Raw genomic sequence first — 14126 nt, forward strand, 5'->3', positions numbered from 1 at the left:
TTTCTTAATAAAGGTTGATAACTTCTTGTTTATCAGCTGGCATTAGTGTTTTTTTATGTTAATTTTAACAAATTAAATTTAACATAGGCTTAATGTAAGGTCCATTAAAAAAGATCACATTTGCACTTTGTATTAATCCAAATTAAACACTCAAAAAATGAAAAAAATGTACATGGCCTTAGCGGCATTTTTAATGACTATTCTGGCATTTTCCCAAGGAACCATTACCGGTACAATTGTGGACGGTGAAACTAGCACTCCATTACCGGGTGCAAGTATTGTTGTCAGAGGAACAACTACAGGAGCAACTACGGATTTTGACGGGAATTTTTCCGTGAACATATCTCAAAGTTCAGGCACATTGGTTATTTCATATATCGGTTATGTTAGCACCAATGTTAAGTTTACAGGTCCTGGAAGCGTCGGAACAATTTCGTTGCAGCCGGATGCTGAACAATTGGGAGAAGTTGTCGTAGTAGGTTCAGGGATTATTGACCTTGCCAGCGATAGAAGAACACCTATCGCTGTTTCCTCTGTACCTATTAAGATCATTCAGGAAAAGATCGGTACCCAAGATGTTACGATGACCTTGGTGAACACGCCTTCTGTATATGTGTCTGGGCAATCAGGTGGGTTCGGAGACACTAACATGAGAGTTAGGGGATTTGATCAGGATAATACGGCATACCTATTGAACGGTCAGCCAATTAACGGTATGGAAGATGGTTTAATGTACTGGTCTAACTGGTCGGGATTAAACGATATCGCGAGCGGGGTTCAGATTCAAAGGGGTCTGGGTTCTTCGAAATTAGCAATTTCCTCTGTTGGAGGTACCGTTAACTTTGTTACCAAGGCCACGGACATGAATCAAGGTGGGTTTGCTTACACTACCATAGCAAATGACAACTATATTAAAACTTCAGCGGGCTACAATACAGGTATTTCTGAAAAAGGATGGGGTCTAAGCGTTATGCTTTCTCACTGGCAAGGGGATGGTTATAATGAAGGGAATTTTGGTGAAGGTCAGACCTATTTTATATCTGCAGGGTTTAGACCTAACGATCAGCACAATTTCAATTTCTTGATCACTGGAGCCCCACAGTTCCATGATCAAAACTTTACGAAATCAATTTCCGACTATTTAGAGTATGGTCTGCGTTATAATAATAACTGGGGTACTTATAATGGTCAATATAAAACGGAACGAAGAAACTTTTACCATAAACCTGTGGCTAATTTGAACTGGGATTGGAACATCAATGAAACTACAGATTTATCAACAGTTCTTTATGCCTCATGGGGTAATGGTGGAGGAACAGGGAATCGTGGAGTTAGGATTAGAACCGACGAAGGACGTATCGATTATGACGCTATTTACGCCCAAAATGCCGCAGTAACCGATGGTGCCGGTGTTTATTTTGGATCAGAAGACGCCTATGTAACACGTGCCTCAATGAACCTACATAGCTGGTACGGTTTAATCACCAATTTTGAAAAGCAGCTTACTGATAATCTTAGTTGGAATGTAGGGTTCGATTTAAGGACCTACTATGGCAAACACTTTAGGGTGGTCTCTGATTTTCATGGGTTGAATTCATGGACAGAGGATATCCGTTTAAGAGATCAAAACAATAACCATGACACTTACGGCGGTTTCGGGGAGTATAAATTTGTAACCGCGACAGAAAGTTTTAGACCATCAGGTTGGGCTGCTGCTTTTGATACTTACCCAGAAGATCAGAAAATTGCCTATAGTAACGATGAGCGAATTTCGTATGGGGGGTTATTTACCCAATTGGAATATTCCACGGATCAAGTATCAGCTTTTTTCCAAGGTTCGGTTTCTAACCAATATCATCAAAGATTCGATTTCTATCAATATGCCGATCAGTCCTTAATCGATGGTACATCATCACAAAATACAGGGGTACCATTACCTCCGGGAATTACCGACGGCGTGGATTCTGAAAAAGTGAATAATTTCGGTTATAATGCCAAGGCAGGGTTTAGTTACAAACCCACTGAGGCACATAGTTTTTATTTTAATACGGGGTACTATGATCGTCAACCGTACCATGATAACATCTATTTGAATTTTACCAATCAAATTAATCCTTTAACCGAAAATGAAAAGATTTTTGGTTTAGAGGCCGGTTATGGTTTTAATAGCTCCATTTTCTCTGCGAATGTCAATGTATATAGGACTTCATGGAAAGATAGGGTTGTTACTAGTTCTGATATTGTTGATGATGTGGTTACTTTTGAAACTAATTTTGGAACAGAGCAATTGCATAGCGGTGTTGAGTTAGACTTTAAACTAAGACCAGCACCAGGGCTATCCTTTAACGGTTTTGCATCACTTGGGGATTGGGTATATAAAGGCGAAGCCGTAACCCAGGTTACCGATGAAGACCGTAATGTACTCAGTACCGAAACCAACGATTTTGATGGTGGTAAAGTAGGTGGTGCTGCCCAACTTTCAGGAGGTCTTGGAGCCACTTATAGGATCAATGATATGTTTTCGGTCGATTCCGATTGGAGATACTATGATAAATTGTATGCCGATGTCGGTGCGGTTAAAGAAAATCTTGAATTACCCTCTTATGGACTTTTGGATGCAGGGGTGACCTTTAGGGTTCCTTTGGGTGCGAACAAGATGAAATCCTTAAAAATTAGGGCTAATATGAACAACGTTCTTGATAAGGAATATCTCTCAAATTTAACTACCGCTAATTTTGTAGAAGCCGGCGATGAAACTTATGACGGCATTGCGGTTTCCAATCAAGGTTATTTTGGATGGGGTAGAACTTGGAATGTTACCTTACGATACGATTTCTAATGTAAGAGATTAAATATAGGATTTGAAAGAACCCCGACGTTATCGTCGGGGTTTTTTTATACCTAAAAGTCACTGATTTTTGATAGGCTTAAAGAATTCATCTAAATATCATAACCTGATACCTAAGAATTATTTGCCAATGTTTTTCTTAACCGTTTCCTTTCTTGAAAGTAAAAGGGGTAAAGACACGCCTATGGTAATGGAAATAAGAATGAACAACATGGTAAAACCATTAAAGAATATGGCATCGATCAATACAACCCTTTCAGGATTCCCTTTTTCCATAAAAGTAAAGTTCATTATAGACAACATGGTTTCATAGGCATAGTACCCCGGAATCATCGGGATAATAGGAGGAATCGAAAAAACGACAGGCGGATGATGCACCTTATGTGCCAATGGACTACTGATAATGCCAATAAAACTGGCCGCTATTAAACTTGACAATACGATATTGACCTTAAAATCAATGAGCAGGAATTTTATTAGTCCAGCAGCAAAACCCAAGAAAAACACTACTAAAATAGTTTTTCGGGGAATATTGAACAATATTCCAAACCCAACAGCCGCAATACCCGACCATATTGATACTTCCAATAATTTAATTATAGCTTCTTCCATCAATTCAATTGAAATAGTAACATTGCAACGAAAAGGCCTAGCGCAATAGATAGAACGGTCATCGTCCCATTTGCGAATCTCACCATCCCATTAAGTATGTTGTTATCTAAAAAATCAGTAAAAGAATTTATGAGGGCCACACCCGGCACTAAAAACAATACTGAGGTGGCCAAGGCAGCTTGTGGGTGCTCCCCTAAATTGTAAAACACGCCTATTGAAGCTAAAAAGGAGGCACAAAAAGAGGCCAGGAAAGTCGCGATATGACCATTGATTTTTCGGCCATGGGCAGTTTGAAGAATAAATAGGCCAGATAAGGTACTAATAAATGCTACGAGCATATTGATATAATCCCCCTCGAAAATATTGCAAAACCCAGCTCCAGCAAAACTCACGGCTATAAGCACAATATATTTGGGATACCTGGTTCTTGTTTTTATAACGTCAAATTCTTCTTTAATCCGGGTTAGGGTCCAATCATCCCTCAATGCACTCCAGCTCGCCTTGCTAATGGCGGAAATTGTAGAAAAATTTATTTGGTACTTAGGTATTTTCTTTACCCTGGTAAATGTTTCCTCGGTTTCAATATCCGTAACGGTCAAAACCAAGGACATATGGGTAACCATACTATAAGCTTGGCAATTTAAGGCTGAAGCAAATCGGGTAAGACTTAAATTAATCCTGTTTGTATTGGCTCCAGACACCATTAATAGGGAGGATATATCCAATAAAAGATCTGCGGTTTGTTTAAGCTTGTCCTTGACGTTCATCGATAAGCGAAATGAAATGCAAAATTACTGTTTTTGAGGGTTTGCACCATCAGGCACGGTTCTTATTTTTTTATCGTTAAAAAGTAGTATTTTTGAGTCACTAATACCAAAACAACTATGGAAGAAGCTGGACTAGCCTATCAGTGGGCCTTGGAATTGCATTCGTATTTAGCCTATGTGGCATTGGCCGTTCTATTCTTGGCGGTCGCCAATGCGATTATGGGTTTAGCCGGTAATAAAATGTTTGCTACCCTAGGCAAAGATTATAGACTTAGTCTTTTCGCATTGATTTTGACCCATTTGATGTTATTGGCGGGTCTTGTCCTTTATTTTTTATCCCCGACTGGGTTGAATGCCATTCAGCAATTTGGCATGGGAGGATTGGATTCCGCAGCACGTTTATTGGCCGTAGAGCATCCGTTCGTTAATATTCTTGCGGTTATCCTTATTACTGTAGGGTGGTCAAGACATAAGAAGTTTTTGGAAGGGAAGAAAAAGTTCAAAAGTATCGCCATTTTTTATGGCCTTGGGTTGGTACTTATCTTGAGTAGGATCCCTTGGGGCCAATGGCTTAATTAATTAAACATTGGTGTTTTACATTCCTATGCAAGTATCCCGATGGAATAAACCCTCAATGGATTTTATAAAATACAAACAATAGCAATAACAATTTATTATGAGAAACCTTTTTACGTTGACACTTGCGATCCTGATAATTTCGACCACAGCAACGTTCGCCCAGGAAATAGCCTTATTCAATGGAACCGATTTAACGGGTTGGACCGTCTACGGCACCGAAAAGTGGTATGTAGAAGATGGTCTGTTGGTTTGTGAAAGTGGACCGGACAAACAATATGGGTATCTGGCTACCGATAAACACTATAAGGATTTTACGCTAACCCTAGAGTTTAAACAAGAGGCCGATGGCAACAGTGGAGTTTTCATCCGTTCTACGGTTGATGGCACTAAAGTAAGTGGTTGGCAAGTAGAAGTAGCCCCTGCGGGCCATAGTACAGGTGGAGTCTATGAATCGTACGGTAGGGGTTGGTTGATAAAACCGGATCCCGAAAAGGACGAGGCCTTGAAAGTGGGTGAATGGAACGAGATGAAAATAAGGGTCTACGGAGACAAACTTACTTCTTGGCTCAATGGGGTTGAGATGGTCACCATTCGCGATCAAAAAATAGGCGCAGGTGAAGGCTCCATTGCCCTACAAATACATGATGGGGGCGGTATAAAGGTAAAATGGAGAAACATCAAGGTAGCCTTGCCCCAGTAACGATTATTGAACGGGCTTAATTAGAAATAAGTACACCGGAAAATGGTCGCTATACCCGCCCGTATAATTGCCTCCCGCATAGGTACGAAAGGGATAGCCCTTGTATGGTCCCTTTTGGGTAAATAGATAGGGTGCTGTAAAGACATTCGCTTTCCAAAATCGGTAGCCTTCTTGTTTTTGGTCCAAAAAGTTGGCTGTGAAAAATAGCTGGTCAAAAAGATTCCATTTATCCCTATAGGCCAAAGATCCAACACCTTTTTTATATAGTTTTTCCATAGGATTAAATAGGGTATTTTCTTCTAATTTCCTTTTCTTCCCTTGGGTATTCAGGATTTTTTTAAGACTATCATCGACCGGGTCATCATTCAGATCGCCCATGCTAATGATCTTTGCCGAAGAATCCTGTTTTAAAATCGAATCTATGATTTTTTTATTCAAGGTTGCTGCTGCCAAACGATTGGGTTTACTCCTTTGCTCACCCCCACTGCGCGATGGCCAATGGTTCACAATACAATAGATCTGTTCATCATCTAATAAACCCCCGACAACCAATTGATCCCGGGTATAGTCACGTTCCCCAGCTTCATTCCGCAAAAGTAATCTACGGCTTTGAAAACTTGTTGGGAGAAAGGCTGAATGCTTATAAATTAACGCTACATCGATACCTCGCTCATCCGGGGAATCAAAGTGTATTATGCGATAATCCATTTTTTGTAGGCTGGGATGGTTTATCAAATCCTCCAGAACGGTCATATTCTCTATTTCACATAGACCGATAAGATCGGGTGATGTTCGCACATGTGTTCGGCCAATATCCGAAATGACCTTGGCGATATTTTCAATTTTACGATGATACTTTTCTTTGGTCCACTGATCTTTGCCCTCCGGGGTTCGGTCATCGTCAAAGGTTAGGGAATCGTTCTCAATGTCAAAAAGATTCTCCACATTGTAAAACGCTATTGTCCTGATTTTATAAGTGTTTCCTTTCTGGGAAAATATGATAAAAGGAATAAAAAGGGTCAGAAAAAACAGTCTCCTATTCATAGATAATCCTAGTAATACATCTAAAAAGTAGTAAAATATAGGTAATACGCTACAAAAAAAAGAGTATTCTTAATATATTTAACAAGTACATCAACCATGCCTTAGTAATGCGATTTTTTTTAGTTTCATTTTTCTCTATGTGCATATGCCTGATTATCAATGGACAGGAATCGAATTTGGTTTCTGGATACGTGCTTACATCCGATACAAAAGAACCTATAGCAGATGGACTGATTACCTTTGAAGGAAGTGCTACTTCCATAAAAACGGACCAAGTGGGCTTTTTTGAGATTTCCATTTTTAACTCTGGGAATTTTATACTGAATATTACAGCTTCAGGATATTTGGTCAAAAGGATTCCTATTTTTTTGGAGGATAGCCGAATAGATTTAGGGAATATTTTACTTGAACGGGATATTGCGTATGATCAGACCGATAATCTCGTCACCCTTACCGATGCCGAATTTTCTGATGAAGAAAGTTCTATGGTCACCTCAGGATTGTTGCAAGCTACGAGGGATGTATTTTTAAGAAGGGCGGCCTTCGATTTTGGCCAAGCCTTTTTTAGGGTAAGGGGTTACGATTCTAGGAATGGGACGGTGATGATCAATGGCTTACCAATGAATAAATTATTTGATGGCCGACCACAATGGAACAACTGGGGCGGACTTAACGATGTAACACGTAACCAAGAATATTCGAACGGACTTGACCCTTCGGGATATACTTTTGGGGGTATTTTAGGAAACACAAATTTAGATACCAGACCTTCTGGTTTAAGGCCTGGATTTCGATTTTCGGCTTCGGCTTCCAATAGAACCTACGCAGGTCGGTTAATGGCTACCTATACCTCCCCAACGAAAAGTAACGGATTAAAATATACGATTTCCTCATCACGTAGATGGGCCAAGGAGGGTTATATTGATGGTACGCTTTATGATGCCTATTCCGTTTTTGGAGCATTGGAATATCAAATCGATGCTAAGAATAGTTTAATGGCAACGGCCATATGGGCTTCAAATCGACGTGGCCGTTCAGCTGCCATTACCGAAGAAGTACAGGAACTGGTCGGCAATGGTTATAACCCTTACTGGGGAATCCAAAATGGGGAAATTCGAAATTCCAGGGAACGCAAAATAGCGGAACCGATGTTCATGTTGAACCATTATTTTGAATCGGATAAGTTCTCTTTGAATTCGGGAATTTCCTATCAATCAGGAATTCATTCAAAAAGTAGATTAGGATACTATAATGCCCCAAATCCGGATCCGGTTTATTATCGATATTTGCCAAGTTTTTATATCAACAGTCCCATCGGCGCAAATTTTATAAGCGCCGATATGGCCAGACTGGGATTTTTGGAAAACCCTCAAATGCGTTGGGAGGCGATATATGCAGCCAATTTTAATGATAAGGCGGCCTATGTATTATACGACGATGTAGTTGAAGACGATCAATTGACCGTTAATAGTGTTGGGAACATCAAATTCTCCGACCCTATAAAAATGAATGTTGGTCTAAGTTTTAAACAATTACGTTCGGATAATTATGCCAAAATCAAAGACCTATTTGGCGCTGATTTCCATGAAGATATAGACCCATTCTCAAATACCGCCAATAATCTGGACGAAAGTTCCGATCGATATGAAAATGACATTTTCAATTATCATTATACGTTGACTGCGGATTATTGGAATGTTTTTTCCCAACTTGAATATTCCCATAAGAAATGGCGTGCTTTTATGGCTGCCCAATTTTCCAGTTCGGTATATCAAAGAAACGGACTTTTCAAAAACGAACGTTATATCGACAATTCGCAAGGCAAAAGTGCATCCCTGACTTTCTCCAACTTTGGATATAAAGGGGGCCTCTCGTACCAAATTACGGGACGGCATTGGCTCAGCGTAAATGGGGCCATGGTCGAAAGGCCAGCGGTTATACAGAACGCATTCGTAAATCCTCGGGAAAATAATGATGTTGTTCCAAACCTTCAAAGTGAAACCGTTACGAGTACAGACATTAACTACTTTATTCGTCTTCCGAAATTAACAGGTAGGTTAACCGGTTTTTATACCCGATTTCAACATACTACCGATGTAAATTATTTCTATGTGGATGCCGGGGTGGGCTCTGATTTTGTGCAAGAGGTTATCACCGATCTCGATAAACTGCATATGGGCACAGAGCTGGGATTGGAATATGAAGTATCATCGTCGGTAAAATTATCGGCTGTGGCCGCCCTAGGCAAATATTTATATGCCAGTGACCCCAATGTAACCATCAACTTCGATACCGCAGGGGCCGAGGAAGATTTGATAAATCTTGAGGGCGTTAAAGACCTGGGAATAGCCAAAATCAAGGACTATAAATTGGCCCAAGGCCCTCAAAAGGCATTTGCCGTTGGGATTGAGTATCGCGACCCAAAATATTGGTGGGTAGGTGGTACGGCGAATTATTTGGCCAATAACTACGCCAATATTTCAATGATCACAAGAACACCAAGTTTTTATATTGACCCCGAAACCGGACAAGCATTTCCGGATGCTACGGAAGAAAACGTGGCCCGATTATTAAAACAGGAACGGTTGGATAATTTTTATCTATTGAATTTGGTTGGGGGTAAATCTTGGCTTAAAAAAGGGAAGTACATCAGTGTTTTTGCGAGCATCAATAATGTATTCGATACCGTTTTTAGAACGGGAGGATATGAACAGAGCAGAAATGGAAACTATGGACAATTAAAACAGGACAACCTTAGCGGTAATCCTTCCTTTGCCCCAAAATATTGGTATGGCTATGGGCGCACCTATTTTTTGAATGTGGCCTATAGTTTTTAATATCCGACAGGGTATCCTGGTGAAAGCTGGGTTCCTTGCAGGTTACTGAAAAAAGATTGAAATGACCTTAACATCCTTTACATTGAAAACAACAACCGGTATTTTTGTATTGGCGGCCCTAATCGGTTGCGTCAAGGACCAAAATTTTGATGCCCCCAAGAAAAGCTGTGAGGTGGATTTGGAGGTCAATACCACATTTACTGATGTAAAGAACCTTTATGTAGATGGTACGGTCCAGATACAGGATGATCTGGTTATAGAAGGGTATGTCATTTCATCGGATGAAGCAGGCAATTTTTTCAGTACCCTTCACTTTCAAGATGATCCCGGAAATCCGGCAGAAGGACTTCAATTGGAATTTGACGTAAGGGACTCCCATTTGTTCTATCCTATCGGCAGTAAAATTTATGTTAAACTCAAAGGACTCTATCTGGGAAAGCAAAAAGATGTTTATAAACTGGGTGGGGTTTTTACCTCATTTGGTAACTTATCTGTTGGCAGGTTACCTGCAAATGTTGTTTCCCAGCATCTCTATGTATCGTGTAGCGATCCGGTTTCCATAACCCCTATAGAGGCACGTATAGATGCGTTGGAAGAACATATGGTCAACACCATAGTGGAACTTAAGAATGTAGAGATCATTGACGATGAATTGGGGCTTCCTTTTGCCGAGGTCCGGGAAGAAACGGAGCGGACCCTTATTGATTGTGATGATAATGAAATCGTATTGTTGAACAGTGGGTATTCCGATTTTCAATCCACCCTACTCCCAGAGGGGAGTGGTTCAGTCGTAGGCGTTTTATTGAAGGAAACTAGCCGATATATGCTCGTCATTCGCGACCTGAACGATATCGATTTTCAAGAGGAGCGGTGTGCGGAGGTTATCGATGAATTTACCTCGAATGCAGTGTTCATTTCAGAATTGGCCGATCCCGACAACAATTCAGGCGCCCGATTTGTAGAACTTTACAATGCCAGGACGGAAGGTGTATCCCTAAAAGGTTGGAACTTGAACCGATACACCAACGATAATATGGAAATCAGCTCAACAGTCGATTTATCTGGTTTTGAAATTGGGCCCGAAAGCACCTTGCTTATTTCACCCAATGCCACTGAGTTTGAAACGGTCTATGGGTTTGCCCCTGATGTTGTTGTTGGCACCAATAGTCCGGCAGATTCCAATGGGGATGACAATCTACAACTGGTAGATCCTTTTGGTACGGTAATAGATACTTTTGGGATTATAGGGGAAGATGGCTCGGGCACCAACCATGAATTCGAGGATGGGCGGGCGCTGAGAAAGCCAGAAATCTTTGAGGCAAATGCCAATTATAATTTCGAGGAATGGATTTTATATAATGACACGGGCGCTGCAGGAACCATCAACCAACCCCAAAATGCCCCAGCTGATTTTACGCCGGGAATTCGGAACTAACTCAAAACTTTATAAACCCAAAATATTCCGGTCATCGATTATTACAATTTTAAGGAACTAGACTAAGGCTTAACAAAGGAGCCGTTGTTGTGCATCCGCATTTTTATCCTTTATAATTGGGCAATCTTGTTTATATCAGCTCCTGCAAGGTGTTTTAAGAGTTGAGGGCTACTGTACAAATTAATCATTGCACGCCCTATGTTTGAAGTAGTTGTTACCGATTTCATTCTTTTTAATACAGGAAAAATCGGCTTGGTTATGATATATAAGGAATTGTACAATTTGGTTTTGGATTTTACGCCACGTACCGGTAGAATAGCTCCTGGTCTAAAAGCATAAGCATCTTTAAACCCCTTGTTTAAAATCATATTCTCGGTTTTACCTTTAACTCGTGCCCACATCGAGTTACCTTGTTCACTGCCGTCTGTTCCCGCACCTGAAACGTATGTGAAAAGCATATTAGGATTTGCGTTATAGGTTGCATTTACAAGGGCTTCTGAAATTGAAAAAGTTAGTTTGTAGTAGGCTTCCTCATTTAAACCAGCCGATGTTACACCCATACAATGAAAACAGGCGTCATAATTTGTAAACTCATGTTGGATAGGGCTAAAATCAGTAAAATCTTGATGTATAATCTCTTTTATTTTAGGATGTGAAATATCAATTGGGTTTCTATTGATTAGTAAAACATTTTCAACGGTTGCATCATCTATACATTCCAACAACACCCCTTTACCAACCATACCCGTTGATCCTGTTATTATAACTTTCATTAAAGTTTTAATTTAAATTTCTGTATTCAGAAGGACTGAACCCTGTTTTTGATTTAAACACTTTACTGAAGTGTTGCGGATACTCAAAACCAAAATCGTAGGCAATTTCGCTTACCGAAGAGTTTGAGTTCAACAATTTGGTTTTCGCTTCTTTAACCATATGAAGTAAAATATGTTCTTTTGCCGTTTTTCCTGTTTCAACCTTAAGTAGATCACTTAAATAATAGCCCGATAAATGCAGTGCTTCCCCACATTGTTGCACGGTAGGCAAACCGCTTTCGACCAATAGATGTGAAGTAAAATAGTTTTTTAAGAATTTCTCGAATTTAACTAAATAGTCATGGTTATAGTTACTGCGCGTATAGAATTGACGGTCATAAAATCGCTTGCTGTATTTTAAAATACTTTCCAAATTAATGATAATCAATTCTTGGGTGTGCTTATCAATATTTTGGTCTATCTCGTTGGCGATATTGGTTACAAAATCCAATAGAATTTTCTTTTCTTTTTCTGAAACGTGTAAGGCTTCATTATTTTCATATTCAAAAAAAGAATAGTCCGAAATTGTACTAGCCAAAGGTGAGTGTCTTATAAAATCGGGGTGAAAAAAAATATCCCAACCTTCACCATCTTGTATTCGTTGGTTTTGGTCCTCTTCAAATTGCATCACCTGCCCTGGTGCTGTAAATATCAAGCTACTGTCTTGATAGTCATACGATTTTCGACCATATTGAAAAGCGCCTACACCAATTTCTTTTAAGCTAATAATGTATAAGTCAAAACTGAATTTGCCTGCAGAAACTTGTAGTTTTTGCTTCAATTCCCTCGTTGAAATAACAGAGATTAAAGGGTGTGCAGGACTTGATAAACCAAGCGCTTTATGAATGCTACTAATGCTATCTATGTTAATGATGTCTTTCATAATTTTAAAATCAGTTCTTTTTTTCTGCTAATTGCAGTTGTTCATTATAGGCTTCAATTCTGGCATAGGCAGTACCGTCTATCAACAAAATAACCACAAGCATGGCAATAGTTGTAATCATGCTCGCCCGCCAAATTGGGGTGTTAACAAAGAAAATAACCAGTGCACATGCCACGATAATCAACGGAATGGCGGTGAAAACCACGTTTTTATATTCCTTTAATGTTGCTTCTGTACGCTCAATTTCTGATATTACAAAAGCCGTGGAATCTGTGTTGTAGGCCGTTTCAAATTGTGCTATTCTTGATTTATTGGTAAAAAATAATCCAAGACCAATGATTGTTAGTAAGGCTCCTGCCACTAAGGTGGGAATGATGTAGGCTCTTGCCATATCAGTTTTTCCCAATTGCCAAAACCCTAGACTTGCCGCCATAAATAGCACTCCAAACAGAATGAAGAAAGGTGTTGAAAAAAGTTCGGCTCTTGCCCATTCTGTTGCAGTTTTTAAAATATCCATATCTTATTAATTTTGAATCTTCTAATTTAAAAATTCCACTGAAAACCAGTAGCCTTTTCTGATACTTCCCACAACCTCTCCATCACAGGTTTATCTTTTGCATGTGGCTCTAATTTGCATTCGCCAACTGGACCAGTCCAATAATTTCGTCCTGTAGGGCCATAGAATCCATTTTGATCTAAGTCAGGTTCTGTGGCACACATCAATTCTGGGTATGATCCTTTTTCAGCCGATTGCACCAATGGTGTCAACTTCATTATTTGCCAAACGAAGCGGGTCATTAAACTCCCGCTGGTCTTAATTAACGATGTTGAGGAAGCTCCAGGGTGACAAGCATACACTTTAACATTGGCCTTGCCCTCCTTTTTTAGTCTATCCTGTAATTCATAGACACACATGATCTGGGCCAATTTGCTCTGGCTATATACACTATTAGGACTGTAGTTTTTATCCCAGTTCATATCGTCAAATTGTATGGTCTTAATACCTAAATTATAGCCCATACTACCTACGGTTACTATTCGTCCTTTGGATTCTTCTATAAGTGGGTAGAGCAGTCCCTGTAGCAGAAAGTTACCGTAGTGGTTTACACCCAGCTGACTTTCAAAACCATCAGCCGTAAACGTTTGTGTTGGCACTTGGGCAATGGCAGCATTACATAGCAACGCATCGATTTGAGGAACTGTCTTAAGAACCTCTTCTGCGGCCCTTTTTACAGAAGCTTGTTCTGCCAAGTCCATTTGTATGGACAATACATTTATATTATTATTAAGCTCTTGCTTTAAAGTAGCGATGGTGTCCGCTGTTTTTTTTGGGTTTCGATTAAGCATCACCACTTTTGCTCCCTTTGACAACAATATTTTCGCCGCTTCAAATCCTGTTCCGCTTGTAGTACCTGTTATGACGTATGTTTTGCCATTTAAATTCCCTATTCTTTCGGGTGTCCACCCTTGATTGCCCAATTGATTTGTATTCATTTCTGTCTCATATTGTTTTAATAGTACAAAATTCTAGAAAGAGGTATTTTCTAACGTACACATTTTAAGGAAGAATGAATACTTTTTCGTGAATTTCAATATATTTTGAATCTTA

At 39.7% G+C, this 14126-nt stretch carries 12 protein-coding genes; 5 read left to right on the plus strand and 7 right to left on the minus strand.

Translation table 11 applies throughout. From position 1 onward, the window contains the following. Positions 1-157: 157 nt before the first annotated feature. A complete protein-coding gene (locus HPE63_RS12070; RefSeq protein ID WP_188314529.1) occupies positions 158-2839 on the plus strand; it encodes a TonB-dependent receptor in 2682 nt (893 codons plus the stop codon). 129 nt (positions 2840-2968) lie between these two features. On the opposite strand, the gene HPE63_RS12075 is transcribed toward HPE63_RS12070, so the two are convergent. Together HPE63_RS12075 and HPE63_RS12080 are read right to left on the minus strand one after the other, a co-directional pair. Continuing rightward, the gene (locus HPE63_RS12075; protein WP_188314530.1) at positions 2969-3460 is read right to left on the minus strand and encodes a threonine/serine exporter family protein; all 492 of its coding nucleotides are present in this window, start codon (positions 3458-3460) and stop codon (positions 2969-2971) included. Beyond that, positions 3460-4227: a threonine/serine exporter family protein gene (locus tag HPE63_RS12080; RefSeq protein WP_188314531.1), complete on the minus strand. Its 768-nt coding sequence runs from the start codon at positions 4225-4227 to the stop codon at positions 3460-3462. Before HPE63_RS12080 ends, HPE63_RS12075 begins: the two co-directional genes overlap by 1 nt. A 117-nt stretch (positions 4228-4344) precedes the next feature. On the opposite strand from HPE63_RS12080, the gene HPE63_RS12085 reads away from it, so the two are divergent. Beyond that, positions 4345-4806, plus strand: a complete 462-nt coding sequence (locus HPE63_RS12085) for a hypothetical protein (RefSeq protein WP_188314532.1) — start codon at positions 4345-4347, stop codon at positions 4804-4806. Between the two features lie 97 nt (positions 4807-4903). After that, positions 4904-5506 (plus strand): 3-keto-disaccharide hydrolase, encoded by a 603-nt coding sequence (locus HPE63_RS12090; RefSeq protein WP_188314533.1) that lies wholly within the window; start codon positions 4904-4906, stop codon positions 5504-5506. Positions 5507-5509: 3 nt separating this feature from the next. Here HPE63_RS12090 and HPE63_RS12095 read toward each other — a convergent pair whose 3' ends face one another. Continuing rightward, the gene (locus HPE63_RS12095) at positions 5510-6550 is read right to left on the minus strand and encodes an endonuclease/exonuclease/phosphatase family protein (RefSeq protein ID WP_188314534.1); all 1041 of its coding nucleotides are present in this window, start codon (positions 6548-6550) and stop codon (positions 5510-5512) included. 107 nt (positions 6551-6657) lie between these two features. Here HPE63_RS12095 and HPE63_RS12100 point away from each other — a divergent pair, with 107 nt between their 5' ends. Together HPE63_RS12100 and HPE63_RS12105 are read left to right on the plus strand one after the other, a co-directional pair. Next, positions 6658-9387, plus strand: coding sequence for a peptidase associated domain and porin domain-containing protein (locus tag HPE63_RS12100; protein ID WP_188314535.1), 2730 nt, complete (start codon positions 6658-6660; stop codon positions 9385-9387). 61 nt (positions 9388-9448) lie between these two features. After that, complete coding sequence (locus HPE63_RS12105) at positions 9449-10822, plus strand: DUF5689 domain-containing protein (protein WP_188314536.1); 1374 nt, start codon at positions 9449-9451, stop codon at positions 10820-10822. A 110-nt stretch (positions 10823-10932) separates the two neighbouring features. On the opposite strand, the gene HPE63_RS12110 is transcribed toward HPE63_RS12105, so the two are convergent. From HPE63_RS12110 to HPE63_RS12125, 4 genes are read right to left on the minus strand one after another with little or no spacing between them, the layout of a single operon-like run. Then, positions 10933-11595 carry an NAD-dependent epimerase/dehydratase family protein gene (locus tag HPE63_RS12110; protein ID WP_188314537.1) on the minus strand — a complete coding sequence of 221 codons (663 nt, stop codon included), beginning with the start codon at positions 11593-11595 and terminating at the stop codon, positions 10933-10935. A 7-nt stretch (positions 11596-11602) separates the two neighbouring features. Next, positions 11603-12517, minus strand: coding sequence for a helix-turn-helix domain-containing protein (locus HPE63_RS12115; RefSeq protein ID WP_188314538.1), 915 nt, complete (start codon positions 12515-12517; stop codon positions 11603-11605). A 10-nt stretch (positions 12518-12527) separates the two neighbouring features. Further along, the gene (locus HPE63_RS12120; RefSeq protein ID WP_188314539.1) at positions 12528-13034 is read right to left on the minus strand and encodes a hypothetical protein; all 507 of its coding nucleotides are present in this window, start codon (positions 13032-13034) and stop codon (positions 12528-12530) included. 26 nt (positions 13035-13060) lie between these two features. Then, the gene (locus HPE63_RS12125) at positions 13061-14011 is read right to left on the minus strand and encodes an SDR family oxidoreductase (protein WP_188314540.1); all 951 of its coding nucleotides are present in this window, start codon (positions 14009-14011) and stop codon (positions 13061-13063) included. Positions 14012-14126 lie beyond the last annotated feature (115 nt).

It is taken from the genome of Maribacter arenosus (assembly GCF_014610845.1).
Lineage (GTDB): Bacteria > Bacteroidota > Bacteroidia > Flavobacteriales > Flavobacteriaceae > Maribacter_A > Maribacter_A arenosus.